The organism is Streptomyces atroolivaceus, from assembly GCF_000717025.1.
GTDB lineage: Bacteria > Actinomycetota > Actinomycetes > Streptomycetales > Streptomycetaceae > Streptomyces > Streptomyces atroolivaceus.
Window position 1 is genome coordinate 112,350 of the sequence record NZ_JNXG01000011.1, and the last position, 18,413, is coordinate 130,762.

Sequence of the window (18,413 nt, forward strand, 5' to 3'; positions counted from 1 at the left end):
GGCCGGTACCGCTGTGGCGGCGGACGTCTCCGCTCTGCCGTCCTCCGCGCCGGCCTCGACGGTGACCCGGAGCTCGGCGAGCAGGTTCCTGTACCGGTCGGGGCGCCTGGGCCCGCCCGCGTGGGTGAATGAGCATCAACGGCCTGGCTGCAGGCTGATGGTGGCACCCACGACGGTCAGTCTGATGGTGGGCGAGTTGAGCCTTACCGACGCCCGGGCGACCGCGAAGGAAACTGAATGCGTCACTTGCCTTAACGGAGAAATGCGGAATCCCTAATGCCGCAGAAGGAGGATCAAGGCTTCACGAATTCCTCTCAAATCCTTTCCGGAAAGCGCGTCTCACGGTTACGCTGAGGCCGCTGCGCCGAGTGGCGCGGTGGCTGCGGAATCGCCCGGAAGGGCGTCGACCTCGGCCTTCTGGGGTTGCGGGGGTTCTGGGGGACAGCTCCGCCTTGCGGTGTAAAGGGTTGACGGCACACGCCCGTCCGCTCGTTCCGTTCGCATGTCGAATGACCCGGCAAGGCGAACAGAAAATCCATCGCGAACCATTCCCCACGACTCCGTAATTGTTCTGACGACAAGCGAGGAAAACCTGTGCGACGCATGACGTCCGTTTTTCTGTCCCTGAGTGCCGTTGTCGCGGTTTCCGCGCTGGCCTCACCCACGGCCGGAGCCGCGCCGGCGGCCGACAGACCGGCCGCCGCACCCAGCGGCTGGGAGGCGGTGGACGGCGCCGAGCTGGCGCGCGTCGCGGAGAAGTCGGACACCCGGCAGGCCCCGCTCGCCGCCGGTGAAGGTGTCTCCGCGACCGCCGCGGAGACCGAGCTCCTGGCCCTGCAGTCCGCCCGCAACGGACAGTTCGTCGCGACCGAGATGAACTACGCCGCCCCGAACACCGGTGTGCTGCGGGCCCGTTCCGCCGACGTCGGCGGCGCCTGGGAGGGCTTCGCCTTCGAGTGGGACGAGACCTCCGAGACGTTCGCCATGAAGTCCCTGGCGAACAATCGCTACGTGGCGGTCGAGAAGAACTTCACCGGCAGCACACAGAACGTACTGCGCGCCCGCTCCGCGACCGCGGGCGGCTGGGAGCGGTTCGTCCTGTACTACAACGAGGGACTGGACCGCTGGGCGCTCCAGTCCACGCTGAACGGACTCTTCGTCACCATGGAGAACGGTTACACCGGGTCGCTCCAGTACGCGTTGCGCGCCCGCTCCACCGAGATCACCGGGTCCTGGGAGGAGTTCGTCCTCTACGACCTGGGCGCCTGACGTACGACCGCTCCCTGGTGTCCGCACGGGGGGCGCGGACACCGGGGGGCGAGCCCCGTCACAGGGTGCGCGGGTGCTCGTTCATGGTTCCGGAGCGATCCGGGCCGTCACTCTGCCCACAGCAGCCACAGATGTTGACCGAAACCTCAACCGGCTTCTCCTGAAACACTGTTGTCGTCGATCTTCCTGGTTGCAAGACTCTTCCCGCTGCCGAAGGAACACCTCGTCGGCGTAGCGCAGACCGTCTTCCCAGGGGGGAACACACATGAAGATCAGCATGCCCGGACGCGTTCTGGCCAGAGGGGCGGCCGTGTTCGCGCTGGCCCTCACCATGGCGACCGGTACGACCGGTCTGCTGTCCGGACCCCAGGCCCACGCCCAACCGGTCACCGACGGTTCGCTGGCCTTCAGCGGCGACGAGGGTGACTGGATCAGCGGTGGCGGGTCCTACGCCTACTCGACGGATGCGCAGGACAAGGTGTCGGTGACCGGGTCGAGCGACAACCGGGTGATCTCGCTGTCCGTCGACGGCGCCAACGGGGACTGGTGGTCCCTGGACCTCGCGGCACCGGAGGGCACCACCCTGACGCCCGGCACCTATGCCGGGGCCACCCGGTACCCGTTCAACGAGGCGGCGCAGCCCGGTCTGGACCTCAGCGGAAACGGGCGCGGCTGCAACACCCTCACCGGCAGCTTCACGATCACGGCCGTCGAGTTCGGCCCGCACGGGTACGTGAAGGAGCTCGACGCCTCCTTCGTACAGCACTGCGAGGGGGGCGACCCCGCCGCGCGCGGTGAGGTCCACATCGACAACCCGGCCCCGCCCGCCGAGCTCGGTCTCGGCCTCGCCGTGGCGCTGGACGGCACGGCGAGCACCCTGAACGGCAAGGCCACCCTGCACGGCACGGTGAGCTGCAACAAGCCGGTCCAGGTGGAGGTGGCCGGCGACGTCACTCAGGTGAAGCGGCAGCAGCTCATCCGGGGCTCCTACGCCGCGTCCGTGGAGTGCGTCCCGGGCGCGCCGGTCGCCTGGACCGCGAAGGCCGTCCCCACCGGGTCCGTGCCGTTCCAGCGCGGTGACGTCGAGGTCGAGGCGCGGGCCACGGCGACGGACCCGGACTACGAGCGGCCGGTGTCCGTCGGCGAGACGGTGGCCGTTCACCTGATCCGGGGCTGAGGGCCACTCGGCGTCCGTCCGTCGGCCCGGCCTCCGCGAGGGGCCGGGCCGACGGGCGGGGAACAGTCACCCCGGGTGGTGGCCGAACGGCGGGACGCGGCGCCCCGCTCCGCCCGAGGGCCGGTACTCCCTCGTTCCTGCCGGGTTTCCGGAGCACCTCTTCGTCGCGCCCTCGCGCAGTGGGGTCCGGGTCGTGGTAGTCGACAGAGATGCCGACGAAGCCTTCGGGCACAGAGAACCGTCCGTCCTGGTTCGGACGGCTGCGCCGTGTGATCAGCCGCTCCGCGGTAGGGCGCGGATGGCGGCGGAGCAGCGACATGGAACTGGGGCAGCGCGCCCTGGGTTTCGCCGCGCTCGGTTTCCTCACTCTGGTCCCGCTTCTGATCAACGTCTCCGCAGGGGGTCAGCGTGGGCAGGGGTTCGCCCAGTGGCTGGGGCAAGGGCTCGGGGTGTCGACGGACTCCAGGGAACGGGTCGAGCGGTTGTTCACCCTGCCCGGCCAGGCTCTGCGGACCACGACCGTGTTCGGCCTCGCCGCTCTCGCCGTGTTCGGTCTGAGCTTCGGGGCCGCTGTGCAGACCGGCTACGAGAAGGTCTGGGACCTGCCGCCGGCTCGCTGGTGGGCGAGGTGGCGGCACCTGGTGTGGCTCGGCGTGTTCACCGGATAACTCTTCGTCTCCGCCACCACCACGCTGCTGCACACGCCGTCCGCGGGTGGGGCCACCGCGTCGCTGAGCGCCGTCCTGTTCTTCTGGTGGTCCCAGCGACTGCTGCTCGGCGGGCGGATCCGCTGGCTCGCCCTTCTGCCCGGCGCCGTCGTCACCGTGATCGGGCTGATCGGCCTGCGCGTCTTCTCCATGCTCGTCTTCTCGCCGTTGATCGCCTCCAGCACCATCAGTTACGGCCCCGTCGGAACCGTACTGGTCGTCCAGTCCTGGCTGGTGGGTGTGGGGATCGTCGTCTTCGGCGGGGCGCTGGTCGGCCAACTGCTGAACGAGGAGCTTCCACGCGTGGCAGCTGCGCTGAGACGACGAAGGTGAGCACGGCTCTCCGCGCACCAGGTCGAAAGAGGTGACCTCGCCACGCCCACCATCGACGGCACGGGGCCGCAGCGGTAAGCCATCGACCGCACACGTCCCTAGGCGTCGGTGCGGATCACCACCGCGAGGGTGCGGGGACCGTGGACGCCCTCCACCCGCTCCAGCTCGATGTCGGACGTGGCCGACGGGCCGCTGATCAGGGTCGTCGGCCTCTCCGGCACCAGGCGGGCCACTGCCTCCGGGACGCCTGCCACGACCGAGGACAGGTCGACGACGCACACGTGGAGGTCGGGGACGAGGGACAGGGCACGCCGGCCCTGGCCCGGCGAGCCGTCCAGGAAGATGGTGCCGGTCTCGGCGCAGCTGACGGCGGAGGCCGTCACCACCCCGTCCAGCGCGTCGAGGCTCGGTGCGGGGATGTCCGCCGAGTCCAGCTGCACCTCGCCGTCGTAGGCCGCGAGCCACTGCTCGTCCAGCCCGTCCGGGACGCCGATCCGCCGGGCGCCGCGCTCGTGCAGGATCCCGGCGATCACTTCGGCCGTGCGGTCGCCCGTGCAGGGGTGGACCTGCGCCTTGTAGTCCGCCAGGCGGTCGGTCAGGAGTGCCAGTCGCTCATCGTCCGGGAGCGTCCGGCCGGTGCGGTAGACGCGGGGGACTTCGCTGTCGGGGGTGGGTGCGAGAGCCAGGGCGGCCCTGATCCGGCCGAGCACCGTGTCGCGTGCGGTGGGGTTGGTGGTCACTGCTCCTCCTCGGGCTCTTCGGCGGTGCGCCCGGCGCCCTCCCCGGCTGCGGCGCGCATCGTCGCCGCGCCCTCGGCCGAGGCCAGCCAGGAGCGGAAGGACTGCTTGGGCGGGGCGGCGGTGTCGCGGCTGTCGCTCCAGCCGCTGAGTGATGCGGGCAGACGCGAGATCGTGCCGTCGCGTCCTCCGGCGGCCCTGCCGAGGGAGGCCGCCTTCTGCGCCGCGGCGAAGAGCTTCGGCCTGCTCATCACGCCGGCCGCGGCCTTCATGGCGAGCTTCTCCGCCGTGGTACCGGACTGCTCGGTGTGCTGGTGACGCAGTTCGACGAGCATCGAGGGGATGTCGATCTTCACCGGGCAGGCGTCGAAACACGCGCCGCAGAGGCTGGAGGCGTACGGCAGAGAGCTGTTCGGGTCGTCCTTCGCCGCGTGCATCCCGGCGAGCTGCGGAGTGAGCACGGCGCCGATCGGACCGGGGTACGTCGATCCGTAGGCGTGGCCGCCGGCCCGTTCGTACACGGGGCAGACGTTGAGACAGGCCGAGCAGCGGATGCAGTTGAGCGCCTCGCGGCCGATCGTGTCGGCCAGCGCGGCGGTGCGGCCGTTGTCGAGGAGGACGAGGTGGAAGTCCTGTGGTCCGTCCCCCGGTGTCACGCCGGTCCACATCGAGGTGTACGGATTCATCCGCTCGCCGGTCGAGGAGCGCGGCAGCAACTGGAGGAAGACCTCCAGGTCCTGGAAGCGCGGCAGGACCTTCTCGATGCCCATCACGGTGATGAGGGTGTCGGGCAGGGTCAGGCACATCCGGCCGTTGCCCTCCGACTCGACCACGGTCAGGGTGCCGGTCTCGGCGATGCCGAAGTTGGCCCCGGAGACGGCCACCTTGGTCGTCATGAACTTCTCGCGCAGGTAGGCGCGGGCCGCCGCGGCGAGGTGCGCGGGCACGTTGTCGAGATCCGGGTCGACGCCGGGGATCTCGTCGAGGAAGATCTGCCGGATCTCGTCGCGGTTGCGGTGGATCGCGGGCACCAGGATGTGCGAGGGCTTGTCGTCGGCGAGCTGCACGATGAGTTCGGCGAGGTCGGTCTCGTACGGAGTGATGCCGGCTGCTTCGAGGTGCTCGTTGAGGCCGATCTCCTGGGTGGCCATCGACTTGACCTTGATGACGTCCCGGCTGCCGGTCGCCCTGATCAGCCGGGTGACGATCTCGTTGGCCTCGACGCCGTCGCGCGCCCAGTGGACCGTGCCGCCTCGCTCGGTGACCTTCCGCTCCAGTTGCTCCAGCAGTTCGGGGAGCCGGTTCATGGTGTCGGTCTTGATGGCTGATCCCGCGTCACGCAGCCGCTCCCAGTCGGGGAGTTCCCCGGTGACGCCGAGGCGCTTGGTCCGGATGGTGCGGGTGGCCCTGCTGAGGTTACGGCGCAGCTGCTCGTTCCGGAGTTCGTCGTGGGCCGCCTCGGGGAACTTACGGTCGCCGCGCAGGTTGCCCGTGCCGTACGGGGAGCGGGGCGGAGCGGCGGGCATGCCGAGGAACGTACTCATCGGGCGGCCTCCATCGGGGCGTACGGAGCGGTACGGGTGGATCCGAGGATCTGGGCGAGGTGCAGGGTGCGCGTGCCGGACTTGATACGGGAGAGTCCGCCGCCGATGTGCATCAGGCAGGAGGAGTCCCCGGCGGAGCACACATCGGCTTTGGTATCGGCGATGTTGCGCATCTTGTCCTGGAGCATCGCGGTGGAGGTCTCGGCGTTCTTCACGGCGAAGGTGCCGCCGAATCCGCAGCAGGAGTCGGCCTCGGGAAGCTCGACCAGGTCGATCCCCTCGACGGCCCGCAGCAGCTTCAGCGGCTTGTCGCCGACCCGGAGCATGCGCAGGGAGTGGCAGGTGGGGTGGTAGGTGACCCGGTGCGGGAAGTACGCGCCGACCTCGGTGACCCCGAGGACGTCGACGAGGAGCTCGGAGAGCTCGTACGTCTTGGCCTTGACCGTCGCGACACCGGCGCGCAGAGCGGCGTCGCCGTACCGCTGGGCGACGATCTCGTGCTGGTGACGGACGGAGCCGGCGCACGACCCGGACGGCATGACGACGGCGTCGATCGAGGCATCGCCGAACTGCTCGGCGAAGTTGCGCACCAGTGGGACGGGTTCGCGCTGGTAGCCGGTGTTGACGTGCATCTGGCCGCAGCAGGTCTGGTCCGGCGGGAAGACCACTTCGTGGCCCAGGCGGGCGAGCAGCACCGCGGTCGATTTCACCGCCTCCGGGAAGAGCGTGTCTCCCAGACAGGTGGCGAAGAGTCCGATACGCATGGGGCCTCCCCGGTCGTTTATGGTCCGACCATACTAGCCTCGGTCCGAATGGGGAAGGCTGCGAGCACACCCACTGGAAGGGAATGCGGAACGGGGGCGGGGCTGCGCGTTGAGGGCACCCGCCGTCGCCGGCCAGTCCTCGGCCTCTTCGAGGGCCCGCAGGATCAGCGGGCGGACGGATTCGCGCACCGCCGAAGTGAGCGTGGAGGTGAGGGCGTTGCCCGAACTCCCGGCGATCAGCACATGGAAGCGGGTGTCGAGGTCGTTGAACTCGGCGACGTCCACGTCCGGCTCCCCCATCAGGCGGACGAGCTCACCGGCCGCCTCGAGGTCCTCGGCCCGGGCGTGCCGGGCGGCGGCCTCCCAGCTCGACCGCTCCAGGACCACGCGCGCCTCCAGGACGTCGTGCAGACCGTAGCTGCCCAGCGCGAAGTGCAGCCGCAGCAGACGGCCGAGGGCGTCGTCCGGGTTGCGCACGATGCGCGCCCCGGAGTCCGGGCCGCGGCCCGGCTGGGCGACCAGGACACCGATGGTCTCCAGCACCCTGAGCGCCTCGCGCAGCGCGGACCGGCTGACGCCGAGCACCGGCGCCAGCTCCCGCTCGGGCGGCAGGCGGTCGCCCGCCTTGAGCTCTCCGGCGAAGACCCGTTCCTCGATGCTCTGGAGCACGAGCTCGTGGGTGCGGGCCTGCCGTACGGGTTGCCACTCGACGGGCATCCGCTACTCCCTGTTCCGGGCGATACGCATACCCCCGACTATGTCACACAGGGCGTGTGGTCGGACCAAAGAGCAGAAAGCGGCTCTCACTCAACGGGAGCCCGGCACACTGTTCTGTGGCCTGCTCCGCTGCGGGTCCAGGAGCTGCCCCGCCATCCCGGCGACCACCAGGCCGGCGGCGATGAGCAGGCCGTGACCGAGGACGATGCCGGCCAGCAGGCCGACGATTCCGGCGGCGAGCCACAGCCATGTCAGGCGGCCGGGGCGGCGCCCGGGTGAGGCGTCCCGTCCCGGGACGTCGGCGTGTGCGTGGTCGTCGGTGCGCGGCAGGTCCTCAAGACCTCGCAGCTTCTCGTCGTAGTGGGGCATCGGTGACTCCCTCCCGGATCAGAACCCGTTGGGCAGGTCTCCATCGTCCGGGAGTGCGGGTGCCCGGAACCATCGGGGATGACACCCATCTTGGAGGGGGTGCGCCATGCAGACGCGGCCGCGGAGGCCGGGCCGCTGCCCCGCGCGGCCCCCGACCGGCGATAGTGGAGGCAGTCGCCCGCCCGTGTACCCGTCCGAAGAAGGAGGCCGTGCGGCCTTGTCCCTGTTCTGGCGCATCTTCCTGCTCAACGCCGCGGTGCTGGTCGCCGCCGGGGCCCTGCTGCTGCTCGGCCCGATCACCGTGTCCGCCCCGGTGGTGCTGACCGAGGCCCTGATCCTGGCCGGCGGCATGGCGCTGATGCTCGGCGCGAACGCGCTGCTCCTGCGCCTGGGCCTCGCGCCGCTGCAACGGGTCACCCGGGCGATGACGACCACCGATCTGCTGAGCCCGCGGCCACGCCCGGAGGTCGCGGGTGAGGGCGAGGTCGCCGCCCTGATCGAGACGTTCAACAGCATGCTCGACCGCCTGGAGGCGGAGCGCGCGACCAGCAGCGCCCGGGCCCTCTGGGCCCAGGAGGCCGAGCGCCGCCGGGTCGCCCAGGAACTGCACGACGAGGTGGGCCAGACCCTGACCGCCGTCCTGCTGGAGCTGAAACGCGTCACCGGCCACGCCCCGGAACCCCTGCGCGGGGAACTGGCTCAGGTCCAGGAGATCACCCGGGGCAGTCTCGACGAGATCCGGAGGATCGCGCGACGGCTGCGCCCCGGGGTACTGGAGGAACTGGGGCTGGTCAGCGCGCTGACGGCCCTGACCACCGAGACACCGACACCCGGAGGGCTCACGATCCGACGGCGGATGGAGAAGGATCTGCCCCCGCTCGGCGAGGAGGCGGAGCTCGTCGTCTACCGCATCGCCCAGGAAGCCGTCACGAACACCGTCCGCCACGCACGGGCCACCCTCCTCGAACTCTCCCTCCGGCGCAGCGCCGACGGAGTGGAGCTGCGGATCCGTGACGACGGCCGAGGCCTCGGGGACGCCCCCGAGGGGGCGGGCCTGCGCGGCATGCGCGAACGCGCCCTGCTCATCGGGGCCACACTCACCCTCGGTGCCGGTGCGACGGGCGGCACCGACGTACGCCTCGACCTGCCCGTACGGAACGGAAGCGCCTGACCATGCCCCACTCCCCCACCGGGTCGGGGAAGACCCGCATCCTGCTCGCCGACGACCACGCCCTGGTCCGCCGCGGCGTGCGGCTGATCCTCGACGGCGAACCGGACCTCGAGGTCGTCGCCGAGGCGGGTGACGGCGCCGAGGCCATCGACATGGCGCGCGCGGAGCTGCCCGACCTGGCCGTCCTCGACATCGCGATGCCACGCCTGACAGGCCTTCAGGCGGCCCGTGAGCTGTCCCGGGTGATGCCGGATCTGCGCATCCTGATGCTCACCATGTACGACAACGAGCAGTACTTCTTCGAGGCGCTGAAGGCCGGGGCCTCGGGTTTCGTGCTGAAGTCCGTCGCCGACCGGGATCTCGTCGAGGCGTGCCGGGCGGCCATGCGCGACGAACCGTTCCTCTACCCGGGCGCGGTCACCGCTCTCATCCGGAACTACCTGGACCGGGTCAGGGACGGCGGCGACGTGCCGGACCGGGCCATCACCGAGCGCGAGGAGGAGATCCTCAAGCTGGTCGCCGAGGGCCACTCCTCGAAGGAGATCGCGGTCATGCTCGTGATCAGCGTCAAGACGGTCGAACGGCACAGGGCCAATCTGCTGCAGAAGCTGGGGCTCCGCGACCGTCTGGAACTCACCCGGTACGCGATCCGGGCCGGGCTGATCGAGCCGTAGGAGTACCGCGCCGGCCGAACTCCGCCGCATCGCTCCGCTCAGGATCCGGGCGGTGCGCGGTGGAGTGGGCGGCTCCCGAGGAAGCCGGCGGCGGCGCTGAGGCGCGGCCCCTCCTTCTGCAGGAGGCGGCGCCGGGCGGCCGCGTGACGGGGCGTCGGACACCCCCTCCACCACTGCGGCCCGAGGCTCGTGCCCCGCACGGGGGCCTGGGACGTGACTACGACCACGCTGTGCGTTTCATACGATTCTCACCCGGTGCGCCTACGGTGCTCCTGTGACCCAGATGACCCCACCCGGCTGGCATCCAGACCCCGGGCACTCAGGAATCGGCCCCCTTCAGGAACGCTGGTGGGACGGGAGCCGCTGGACCGACCAGCTCCGGATACCTCCCGCCACGGTCCGCCGCCGTCGTATACGCATCGGTGCGGGCATCGCCGCAGGCATCGTCGTACTGGCGGGCGTCGGTGGCGGCGCCTACCTGCTGGGCGACAGTTCGGGCGACCGCACCGGAACCTCGGCCACAGCCCCCGCACCGTCGCAGAGCCCTCGCCTCCCGGGTGTGCCGGACGGGGGCGGACAGGACGGCGGCGGGGGCCAGGGCCCCGACCAGCAGATGCCGCAGACGGAGGAGGGGTACGCCACCGACGCGGCCAGCGGGATCAGCATCCCCGTCCCCGAAGGCTGGACGGGTCAGTCCGGGCCGATCGGCGCCGGAGTGACGACCGGTGAGTACGCATGCCCCGGCGACGAGGCCCAGACATGTGTGCGCGGCGGGGTGTTCTCCGCACCGGCTCAGGCCCTGGAGGTCGAGGCGACCACGGCGAAGGCCGCGGCGGAGGCCGACATCGAGACCAACGCCGAGGAGTCGTACGGCGAGAAGATCTACGGCGGCATCACCTCGCACGAGCAGCTCAAGTCGGAGGCGGTCACGGTCGCCGGACAGAAGGGCTACCTGGTGCGCTGGAAGGTGGTGACGAAGAACGGCGACGACGGATACGTCGAATCGCTCGCGTTCCCCTCCCCCAACGTCAAGGGCATGCTGGTGGTCGTCCGCTCGGGCTTCGACATCAACGCCAAGGCACCGAAGCTCTCTGTCCTGGACGACATCACCAAGGGCATCAAGGAGGCGGAGGGGGCGGGCTCCGGTTCCGGCCGGACCGCCTGAGAGTTCCGATCACACCCCGGAGGCCGTACCGGAGGTTCCGGTACGGCCTCCGCTCGCACGGCCGCCGGCGACCGGGCCGGAACGGCGCGCCACGTCTCCCGTCCCTCGAGGCCGGCGTTCCACGCCGCGGGCGGATCGCTGTCGCAGCGGAGGCGGATGAAGCCTGCCTCGCACACGGTGTTGTGCTCCTGGCAGGCGGGACGGTGCCGGGACACCACCTCGTGGACGAGCGAGTCGCCGCTGACCGTGCCCCTGTGCCCCCATGGCCGCCGATCCCGGCACACCCCGGTCCCAGGCCGGGCAGAGGGCGGAGGCCCGCTCACGGCCACTCCGGCAGGACACGCGCGTAGAGCCCGGCCCCGCGGGTCCCGGCACTCAGCCGGACGCGCCCACGACGGGCCGCAACGCGGTAAGCGCTTCGGCGAGGCCTGACGGGTGCGGCAGCCCGGGCACCGTCTGCCCGGCCCATCCCGGACCGAGGGTCAGCACCACCGGCCGCCTGCGGGATCCCCGCACCCCCCACTCCACGGCCGCGATGTGCCGGGCCAGCGGCGCGCTCGCGGTCGTACGGGACTGGGCCCAGAGCCCGACCGCCGCCGGACCGGTTCTGCGCACGGCCTCGGTGAGCGCCTCGGCCGGCAGCGCGGCACCGAACATCCGGATCGGCATGCCACGCTCGACAAGGGCGGCAGCGAGGACCTCGAGGGGCAGTGTGTGGTTCTCCCCCGGCACGCAGGCCAGCAGGGTCGTGGCGTCCGGGCGCCCGGACGGAGCCGGCGGGGCGGACCGGCGCAGAGCGCCGACCACGTGCCAGGACAGGAAGTGCTCGACCTCCGTGTACCTCTCGTCCGCGGCATCCCACTTGCGGCCGACCGCCTGCAGCGTGGGCATGATCACCTCGGTCCAGGCGGCCACCAGTCCGCGCTCGGCGAGCACGGTGGCCAGGAGCTCGTCGAGGGCGCCGGGATCCAGCCGGACGGCGGCACGGGCCAGCCCTCGGCACTCCTGTCGCACGTCCCCCGGCCGTGGACCGCCGCGGACCCCCGGGTGGCCGGCGCGGGCCTGCCGTGTGTCAGGGGCCGCCTGCTCCCGGGCCAGTCTGGCGGCCTCCGAGGGCGGGAGGCCGGTCGTGGTCAGCGCGCACATCCGCTCCAGCCGCGCGAGGTCCGCCGCCGTCCACCTCCGGTGCCTGCCGCGGGAGCGGACCCGGGGGCCGAGCCCGTACCGGCGGTCCCACGAACGCACCGTTGTGGGGGCCACCCCGAGCCGCCTGGCGACCTCGCCGGTCGTCAGACCGCCGTCCTGCAGTCCGGGGCCATCGCTGGGAGCCACGTTTTCACCATACGACGCACAAACGAGGCATGTTGCCTGTGTCGTCCGGGCCTCCAAAACTGAAAGGTACGCGAGCGGGGGCCCACCGCGGCGAACGACCGCCCCCACATCGCTCATAACCGGCTCCGGCAGGAGAACGAGACGATGTACACGATCAACCGCCCCGCCGAGCGCACACCGGTCCCCGCGCGAAGCACCACCGCCGACGAGGAGGAACTCGCGCGGTCCTTCGCGGCCGCCGACGACCGCGCCTTCGCGGCCGTGTTCGCGCGCTGGCGCCCTCTCGTCCACACGCTGGCGAGCCGTTCACTCGGCGACGCGCAGGAAGCGGAGGACGTGACCCAGCAGGTCTTCCTCGCCGCGTGGCTCGGACGGGCCGGTTTCCGGCCCGAGCGCGGGCCGCTCGGTGCGTGGATCGTGGGGATCGCGCGCCGCAAGACCGTCGACGCGCTGGCAGCCAGGACCCGGCGCGCGAAGCTCGTCGAGGCCGCTGCCCGTACCCTCGCCGTGGCCCCGCCGCACAGCGCGCAGTCTCCCCCCGAAACGGCCCTGGACCGTGTGCTTCTGTCCGGGGAGCTGGTACGGCTCCCCGGCCCCCAGCGCCAGGTCCTGCGCATGGCCTTCTACGAGGACCTCACGCAGGCCCAGATCGCGGAGCGCACCGGCATCCCGCTCGGCACCGTCAAGAGTCATGCCCGTCTGGGGCTGCACCGTCTGCGCCACCGGATCGGGGCGGACGCCGTGGTGTGAACCGGACCCGCCCTGGTGATCCACGCACGCCGCCCGCGACTCCCGCGCCGGCGTCTCCCGCCGATCTCGTACCGTTGGTGGTGACGTGACCGATCGCGGAGCGGAAGCCATGCAGAATCCCCAGTTCCCCGGCGACGCCGGCCCGGTCCAGGACGGGCTGTTCGGCGTCGATGACCTGGACGGCCGGCCCGAGGACAGCAGGGCCCCTGGTCCGTCCTTCCGCGACTCCGACCGGGCGCGCCGGATGCTGTCCGTACGGGAGATCCATGCCGAGCCCGGCGCCGCAGCCTCGCAGCGGGGACGTGAGGTCCTCGCACGGTTCCCGGACGCCGAGGTCCTTCCGGTCGATTCCCACTGGCGCATCCCGGAACTGCACGGCAACAGGGGAAACGTCGAACGCTGGGTCAGGATCAAGAGCACGGTCCTGGTGCTCGGCGAGAAGAAGACACTCACCGTCCGGGCCAACGGCCGGTCCGCCGACTGGATCGCCCCAGGTGCCGCCAACGGCTGTGCCATGGCCTGTGCCTACTGCTACGTACCCCGGCGCAAGGGTTACGCCAACCCTGTCACCGTCTTCACCAATATCGACCGCATCATCGCCCGGCTGGCCCGGCACGTCGCCGGGCAGGGACCCAAGAGCGAGCCGAACCAGTGTGACCCGGAGGCATGGGTCTACGACGTCGGGGAGAACAACGACTGTTCCGTCGACGCGCTGATCAGCGAGAACACCGCCGATCTGGTGCGGGCCTTCTCGCGGTGGCGCACGGCCAAGGCCTCGTTCGCGACCAAGTTCGTCAATCCGGATCTTCTTCTGCTCCAGCCACGTGGGCGCACCCGTGTGCGGTTCTCCCTGATGCCACCCGACGACTCCCGCCTGCTGGACATCCGCACCAGTCCCGTCGAGGAGCGCATCGAGGCGGCGGCGGACTTCGTCGAGGCCGGCTACGAGGTGCACTTCAACCTCTCTCCCGTCGTCATCAGACCTGGGTGGGAACAGGCCTGGGGACTGCTGCTCCAGCACATGGACGACGTCCTGCCGGACGCGGTCAAGGCACAGGCCGCGGCCGAGGTGATCATGCTGACGCACAACCGGGATCTCCATGACGTCAACATGTCCTGGCACCCGCGCGCCGAGGACACCATCTGGCGCCCGGAGCTCCAGCAGGCCAAGCTTTCGCAGAACGGCAGCTGGAACGTGCGTTACCGCGACGCCACCAAGGCCTCGGCGGTGGAAACCGTGCGCCGCCTGGTCCACACGCACGCTCCATGGCTGCCGATCCGGTACGCGTTCTGACACCGGACGCGCCGTGACAGTGCCCAGGCGTCTCAGGACTTGGGCATCAGCACCGTGTCGACGAGCTGGACCGTCGCGTTCTTCGTCTCGATGTCACCGCAGACGATCTTCGCCGAGTCGTTCACCGTGAAGTTCTCCCCGGACCCGGACGTCGTGATCTGGCCGCCCTGGAGTGTCTTGAACGTGCCGTCGGGCAGCTTGTCGACGGTCACCTTCTCACCCACCACGTGGTAGTTGAGCAGACTCTTCAGTTGCTGCTCGTCGTTGAGGATCTTGTCGAGGTCCGCCTGGGGAATCTTGTCGAAAGCGTCGTTGGTGGGCGCGAACACGGTGATGTTCTCGGCGCTGTTCAAGGTCTCGGCCAAACCGGCCTTCTGCACGGCGCTGACCAGGGTCGAGAGTTCCGGATTGTTGGACGCCGCGGTCGCGACCGGATCGTCGGCCATGCCTGCGGCGCTCCCCTCGCCGCTGGTCGGCAAGGTGGAGCAGGCGGGCCCGAAGGGCTCCGCCACAGGGCCCGCCTGCGCGGCGGGCGCGGCGGCGACGAGAGCGAGGGGGACGAGGAACGCACCGGCTCCTGCGAGAGCGGCACCTTTGAAGCGGCGGTTGATGGTCATGACCTTCACCTTTGCTGAGAGGGTTGGCGCGCTCGTGGTGCGGGCGCCACACCCATCACTTCGCAGCCGGCCCTCTGTTTGGATGACATTCCTCGCACATCGCCGCAGACTTTCCTGCACCGCCTGCCGCCGACGCAGGCCCCCGCAGAACCACCATGCCCAGAGGCCGGGTGCCGGCCGGGACGCGTGTGACGTCGCCCGTCGCCACGTCGACGACGCTGAGACCGTCCCAGTAACCGTCTCGGGTGAAGCCTCCGGAGACGTAGGCGGTCCGGCCGTCGGCGGCCACCACGACGTCCTCGTGCGGGCCGTCCAGGGGGATGACGCGCTCCGTCCCGCCGGGCGCGCGGATGGTCAGCGAAGGACCTTCGTCGGCCGACGGATCAATGGCACCGGTACCGACGACGTACAGCGTCCCGTCGTCCGTGACCGTGGTTCCGTGCTGGTGGGTGTCGGCCGTCATGCGCTCGATGGCGACACGGCCGCTGTCCGGTTCGACGACGGCGAGACGTTCGCCCTCGAAGGGGAGGAGAAGAGCCCCGTCCGAAGGGCGTACGGCGGCGTAGTGCGGCTTGAGCCAGGAACCGAGGCCTCCCTCCGTGCCGTACGGGGCCACTTCGACGCGGCGGCTCTTCCAGGACGCCGCATCGACGACCGTGACGTCGAAGGAGTCGTGGTTGGTGGTGTAGACCTGCCGTCCGTCACCTGAGACATCGACGTCGAACGGCCTTCTTCCGACCGGGACCGTCTCGACCACCTGGCGCCGCCCCGTGTCGATGGCCTCGAGGGTTCCGGGGGCACCGGGGACGTTGACCCCTACGTAGACGGTGCTTCCGTCAGGGGAGAGCGCGATGCCCATGCCGCCTCCCCGGTACTCACCCGTGGTCACCGGTCCGGTGTCGGTGGTGTACGGGATCAGGGCGGTGCGCTTCCTGGTCGCGGTGTCCACCGCTGCCACCCCTTCGGCCGTGGCCACCCACGCCGTGCCGTCGTCACCGAGCACGATCCCGTACGGGGCCGTACCGACCTCGACCGACTGCCGGCCGGACCGCTCACGCGCCGACGGGTCGACGAAGGTGACGGTGTCGGCTCCGAAATCCGTGACCAGGAGGGTTCCCGCGGGAGTGCGGGCCGGGCCCTCGCCGTCCGTCCGTGCCGCGCCCGGACGCGGCGGCGGTGAGGTGGCCGCCGAGGACGGGGAGGCGCCTCCGTCCGGCGCGCACCCGGCGAGTGCCAGCGTGAGGGCGGCCGGCACCGCCCCCACGAGAGAGGCTGCGCGCCTTCTCCCGGCCCTCGGTCCCGGGCCGGTTCCGGTCGTGCGGCTGCCGGAAGGCTCCGTGGTGTGAAGCTGTTCCGCCCTGGTGGTCATCGGCGACACCCCTCCTGTGGTTCTGCCGCATCGTAGGGTGCGGTGCGAGGCCGCGATCTCCGCTGCCCTCCCCCAGACTCCGTCACGCGTTCGCCCGGACCATCGCCCCGTCGGACGGTCTCGGGAAGCGGAACGGCTGACGGACGGGTCAGCCGATCGAACGACCCCCTCCGCCGCTGTGACCACGCCGTGACGATCGGGCGGCGCGGGTGCGGAAGCGGTGATCTCCCCGGCCCCGCGGGGCGCACGCCTCTCTTGCCCCGGTCGCGGCCGCTCAGGGCTCGGGATGGTCCGCGCAGCGGCGGAGGAAGCCGAGGGTGCGGCTGTAGCAGTCCTCGACCTCCTCGTCGGACAGGCCCACCCACAGGTGGTTTCCGCCGGGCAGGAGGCACAGGTCGGGGCGGTGTCCGGCCGAGCGCAGGGCTTCGGCGAGGCGGATGGACTGCCGGGCGGGGACCCAGGGCGTCGTCGGCACCGTGCAGGATGAGGGTTCCCCTGGGGTCGACCCGGGACATCCTCATCACCTGCCACGTCTCGGCGACAGGCAAGGGCAAGCTCCACGGAAGCCCCGAGTGCCGCACGCTGCGGTCAGCCGCCTCCGTGAACCAGATCGACGTCCTCTTCGGCGAAGCCGTGGCGCGGCTCTGCCCGAGCTGTCGGTGGCCTCTGCCCACAGACAGCCTCATCCTGCCGCTCGGCGCCGCAGTGAGCGAGGTGGATTCACTCGCCATCTGGCTCGACCGGGAGTCCAAGGACGAGGAGGACCTCGAGGCCGAGCGTGACGCCGCCATCGCCCTCGCCGCCGGCGAGTACCCGCCCCGCGCCACCGAATCCGGCGACGAGGAGGAGAAAGACGACGACGAGGCCGGGCGCGACGAGGAATGGGAGCGATACGACCGCGCCCGCAACTTCCGCTCCCGACGTCACGAGCACTGGCGTCGGCTGCACTCCTGCCTCGGTTCCCACACGGGAGTCTCCGGCGGCCGGGGATCGCCCCTTGTTCGATCGCCTGCAACGTTGACGGGCCGCCAGGTTGGGTGGGCCTGTATGCCCGGGCCATTCTCTCCGTGCGGGCTCCTGTGCGGTCCGGCCGCCCGAGTTGTACGGCTCGCGTTCCGCCCGTGGCCCCGCACGCGCTCCCACGGGGCGATGGTTTCGGGCATATCCGCCGGGCCCGGGACCCCCGGTAACCGCTCTCTACGCGGGTGGCGACCGGCATGGCCGGCGCCGCCCACGCGAGTGCGGAATCGTTGCTTCCGGTCACCGGCACCCCACGCCCTCCACCCCGCCCCACGGGCACCGAACAATGAAAAGAACTTCTTCTTATAAATTACCCTCGTGCGCCCCCCTTACCGCGCTGGCCAAAAAGCGCCGCTCACTCATTCACGGCCCCTCACGTCCGCTGCTACTCTGCGAACTCCCTATTCGGATGTGATGGAGATTCTCCGCATGGAAGATCGACCCGATACGGGATCGCTGCCGGCGAATGCGTGGACCACCGGCGCGTCCGCCCGCGAGTGTCTCCGCTATGCCGCGTACCCGATTCTGCTCCTGTCCGCAGTCTGGCTCTTCACCTCGGTTCTGCGCTTCGACTGGGACCGGGGCCGGGCCGTCCAGCTCTTCCTGATCGGCACCATCGTCTATCTCGCGGCGCTGGAGCGGCTGATCCCGCACCGGACCGACTGGCACCCGAGCGGCCGGGAACTCTGCTGGTACGCAGCCTATTTCGGGTTCACCATGGCCGGCGCCGTGCTCGGCCAGTCGGTCGTCGCGGCCGTTCTGGCCGCGACGCCCGTCACGGGACCGGGGCTCGCGCTCGGGGCCGAGGTGCCCCTCGCCCTGCTGGCCTCCTCACTGACCGGCTACCTCGCCCACCGCTGGGCGCATTCCAATCGGTGGCTGTGGAAGGTACACGGAATTCATCACGTCCCGGGAAAAGTGAACGTCGCCAATAACGGCGTCAACCACCTACTGGATGTCGCCTTCAAACAGGGCACGGTCCAATTGACACTGGGATTTCTCGGATTCTCAACCGACTGCCTTTTCGCGGTGGCGCTCTTCACCCTTGTCCAAGGCTATTTCGTGCACGCGAACGTGGACGTCCGACTCGGTCCGCTCCACCACGTCATGGCCAGCCCCGAGCAACACCGGCTGCACCACAGCGCCGACCTGGCCGAGGCCGGTCACTTCGGCGTGGACCTCTCGGTCTGGGACCGCCTCTTCGGCAGTTTCACCTGGCGACCGGACCGCCGCCCGGCGATCGTCGGTGTCAAGGACCCCGCCACCTTCCCGGAGACCGGCTCGATCGTCGCAAGCCTGCTCCACCCCCTGCGCCGCCCGCCCCACCCCGCGTAGTCCCCCGTACCGCGCACACCCGCTCCGTACCGCGACCTCCCCGCCCCGTACCGCGCAGTCCCCGGCCGT

At 70.7% G+C, this 18,413-nt stretch carries 18 protein-coding genes and 1 pseudogene; 9 read left to right on the forward strand and 10 right to left on the reverse strand.

The annotated features are described in order from the left end of the window. Positions 1-603 precede the first annotated feature (603 nt). The 3 genes and pseudogenes from OO67_RS21230 to OO67_RS21240 all read left to right on the forward strand — a co-directional run bounded on the left by OO67_RS21230 (position 604) and on the right by OO67_RS21240 (position 3,486). Entirely contained in the window at positions 604-1,269 is a 666-nt protein-coding gene (locus OO67_RS21230) for a fascin domain-containing protein (protein WP_033302635.1), read from the forward strand. 265 nt (positions 1,270-1,534) lie between these two features. Then, positions 1,535-2,446 (forward strand): hypothetical protein, encoded by a 912-nt coding sequence (locus OO67_RS21235; RefSeq protein ID WP_033302636.1) that lies wholly within the window; start codon positions 1,535-1,537, stop codon positions 2,444-2,446. A 209-nt stretch (positions 2,447-2,655) separates the two neighbouring features. Continuing rightward, positions 2,656-3,486, forward strand: a pseudogene (locus OO67_RS21240) (ribonuclease BN). A gap of 98 nt (positions 3,487-3,584) precedes the next feature. Here the strand turns inward: OO67_RS21240 and OO67_RS21245 are convergent. The 5 genes from OO67_RS21245 to OO67_RS21265 form a co-directional block, all read right to left on the reverse strand. Further along, positions 3,585-4,226: a LutC/YkgG family protein gene (locus OO67_RS21245; RefSeq protein WP_033302637.1), complete on the reverse strand. Its 642-nt coding sequence runs from the start codon at positions 4,224-4,226 to the stop codon at positions 3,585-3,587. Beyond that, a complete protein-coding gene (locus OO67_RS21250) occupies positions 4,223-5,767 on the reverse strand; it encodes a LutB/LldF family L-lactate oxidation iron-sulfur protein (RefSeq protein ID WP_033302638.1) in 1,545 nt (514 codons plus the stop codon). Before OO67_RS21250 ends, OO67_RS21245 begins: the two co-directional genes overlap by 4 nt. Next, positions 5,764-6,531 (reverse strand): (Fe-S)-binding protein, encoded by a 768-nt coding sequence (locus OO67_RS21255; RefSeq protein ID WP_033302639.1) that lies wholly within the window; start codon positions 6,529-6,531, stop codon positions 5,764-5,766. The genes OO67_RS21250 and OO67_RS21255 overlap by 4 nt, the downstream gene beginning before the upstream one ends. A 33-nt stretch (positions 6,532-6,564) precedes the next feature. Further along, positions 6,565-7,248, reverse strand: coding sequence for a FadR/GntR family transcriptional regulator (locus OO67_RS21260; protein ID WP_078598141.1), 684 nt, complete (start codon positions 7,246-7,248; stop codon positions 6,565-6,567). Positions 7,249-7,338: 90 nt separating this feature from the next. Beyond that, positions 7,339-7,617: a hypothetical protein gene (locus OO67_RS21265; RefSeq protein WP_033302640.1), complete on the reverse strand. Its 279-nt coding sequence runs from the start codon at positions 7,615-7,617 to the stop codon at positions 7,339-7,341. Between the two features lie 217 nt (positions 7,618-7,834). Between OO67_RS21265 and OO67_RS21270 the strand changes: the two genes are divergently transcribed. The 3 genes from OO67_RS21270 to OO67_RS21280 all read left to right on the forward strand — a co-directional run bounded on the left by OO67_RS21270 (position 7,835) and on the right by OO67_RS21280 (position 10,627). Beyond that, a complete protein-coding gene (locus OO67_RS21270) occupies positions 7,835-8,788 on the forward strand; it encodes a sensor histidine kinase (RefSeq protein WP_033302641.1) in 954 nt (317 codons plus the stop codon). 2 nt (positions 8,789-8,790) lie between these two features. After that, positions 8,791-9,462, forward strand: coding sequence for a response regulator (locus tag OO67_RS21275; RefSeq protein ID WP_033302642.1), 672 nt, complete (start codon positions 8,791-8,793; stop codon positions 9,460-9,462). Positions 9,463-9,745: 283 nt separating this feature from the next. Next, a complete protein-coding gene (locus tag OO67_RS21280) occupies positions 9,746-10,627 on the forward strand; it encodes a DUF2510 domain-containing protein (protein ID WP_033302825.1) in 882 nt (293 codons plus the stop codon). A 375-nt stretch (positions 10,628-11,002) separates the two neighbouring features. Here the strand turns inward: OO67_RS21280 and OO67_RS21285 are convergent, their stop codons facing one another. Further along, positions 11,003-11,959: a MerR family transcriptional regulator gene (locus OO67_RS21285; RefSeq protein ID WP_033302643.1), complete on the reverse strand. Its 957-nt coding sequence runs from the start codon at positions 11,957-11,959 to the stop codon at positions 11,003-11,005. A 144-nt stretch (positions 11,960-12,103) separates the two neighbouring features. Here OO67_RS21285 and OO67_RS21290 point away from each other — a divergent pair, with 144 nt between their 5' ends. Both OO67_RS21290 and OO67_RS21295 read left to right on the forward strand, forming a co-directional pair. Next, entirely contained in the window at positions 12,104-12,709 is a 606-nt protein-coding gene (locus OO67_RS21290; RefSeq protein ID WP_033302644.1) for a sigma-70 family RNA polymerase sigma factor, read from the forward strand. A 109-nt stretch (positions 12,710-12,818) separates the two neighbouring features. Continuing rightward, the gene (locus OO67_RS21295; RefSeq protein WP_033302645.1) at positions 12,819-14,003 is read left to right on the forward strand and encodes a spore photoproduct lyase family protein; all 1,185 of its coding nucleotides are present in this window, start codon (positions 12,819-12,821) and stop codon (positions 14,001-14,003) included. A 32-nt stretch (positions 14,004-14,035) separates the two neighbouring features. Here the strand turns inward: OO67_RS21295 and OO67_RS21300 are convergent, their stop codons facing one another. The 4 genes from OO67_RS21300 to OO67_RS21315 form a co-directional block, all read right to left on the reverse strand. Next, the gene (locus tag OO67_RS21300; RefSeq protein ID WP_033302646.1) at positions 14,036-14,620 is read right to left on the reverse strand and encodes a fasciclin domain-containing protein; all 585 of its coding nucleotides are present in this window, start codon (positions 14,618-14,620) and stop codon (positions 14,036-14,038) included. A 55-nt stretch (positions 14,621-14,675) separates the two neighbouring features. Then, the gene (locus tag OO67_RS21305; RefSeq protein ID WP_244300277.1) at positions 14,676-15,989 is read right to left on the reverse strand and encodes a YncE family protein; all 1,314 of its coding nucleotides are present in this window, start codon (positions 15,987-15,989) and stop codon (positions 14,676-14,678) included. 274 nt (positions 15,990-16,263) lie between these two features. After that, entirely contained in the window at positions 16,264-16,464 is a 201-nt protein-coding gene (locus OO67_RS21310; RefSeq protein ID WP_033302647.1) for an alpha/beta hydrolase family protein, read from the reverse strand. Between the two features lie 245 nt (positions 16,465-16,709). After that, on the reverse strand, positions 16,710-16,955 hold the full coding sequence (locus OO67_RS21315; RefSeq protein ID WP_157841708.1) for a hypothetical protein: 246 nt from the start codon (positions 16,953-16,955) through the stop codon (positions 16,710-16,712). 483 nt (positions 16,956-17,438) lie between these two features. Here OO67_RS21315 and OO67_RS21320 point away from each other — a divergent pair, with 483 nt between their 5' ends. Beyond that, positions 17,439-18,344 (forward strand): sterol desaturase family protein, encoded by a 906-nt coding sequence (locus OO67_RS21320; protein WP_033302649.1) that lies wholly within the window; start codon positions 17,439-17,441, stop codon positions 18,342-18,344. The last annotated feature ends 69 nt before the right edge of the window (positions 18,345-18,413 follow it).

Coding starts and splice junctions, on each gene's coding strand:
- OO67_RS21235 (WP_033302636.1), top strand. CDS start 1,535: ATGAAGATCAGCATGCCCGGACGCGTTCTGGCCAGAGGGGCGGCCGTG.
- OO67_RS21265 (WP_033302640.1), bottom strand. CDS start 7,617: ATGCCCCACTACGACGAGAAGCTGCGAGGTCTTGAGGACCTGCCGCGC.
- OO67_RS21280 (WP_033302825.1), top strand. CDS start 9,746: ATGACCCCACCCGGCTGGCATCCAGACCCCGGGCACTCAGGAATCGGC.
- OO67_RS21320 (WP_033302649.1), top strand. CDS start 17,439: ATGGAAGATCGACCCGATACGGGATCGCTGCCGGCGAATGCGTGGACC.
- OO67_RS21260 (WP_078598141.1), bottom strand. CDS start 7,248: ATGCCCGTCGAGTGGCAACCCGTACGGCAGGCCCGCACCCACGAGCTC.
- OO67_RS21295 (WP_033302645.1), top strand. CDS start 12,819: ATGCAGAATCCCCAGTTCCCCGGCGACGCCGGCCCGGTCCAGGACGGG.
- OO67_RS21250 (WP_033302638.1), bottom strand. CDS start 5,767: ATGAGTACGTTCCTCGGCATGCCCGCCGCTCCGCCCCGCTCCCCGTAC.
- OO67_RS21255 (WP_033302639.1), bottom strand. CDS start 6,531: ATGCGTATCGGACTCTTCGCCACCTGTCTGGGAGACACGCTCTTCCCG.
- OO67_RS21305 (WP_244300277.1), bottom strand. CDS start 15,989: ATGACCACCAGGGCGGAACAGCTTCACACCACGGAGCCTTCCGGCAGC.
- OO67_RS21290 (WP_033302644.1), top strand. CDS start 12,104: ATGTACACGATCAACCGCCCCGCCGAGCGCACACCGGTCCCCGCGCGA.
- OO67_RS21230 (WP_033302635.1), top strand. CDS start 604: ATGACGTCCGTTTTTCTGTCCCTGAGTGCCGTTGTCGCGGTTTCCGCG.
- OO67_RS21275 (WP_033302642.1), top strand. CDS start 8,791: ATGCCCCACTCCCCCACCGGGTCGGGGAAGACCCGCATCCTGCTCGCC.
- OO67_RS21300 (WP_033302646.1), bottom strand. CDS start 14,620: ATGACCATCAACCGCCGCTTCAAAGGTGCCGCTCTCGCAGGAGCCGGT.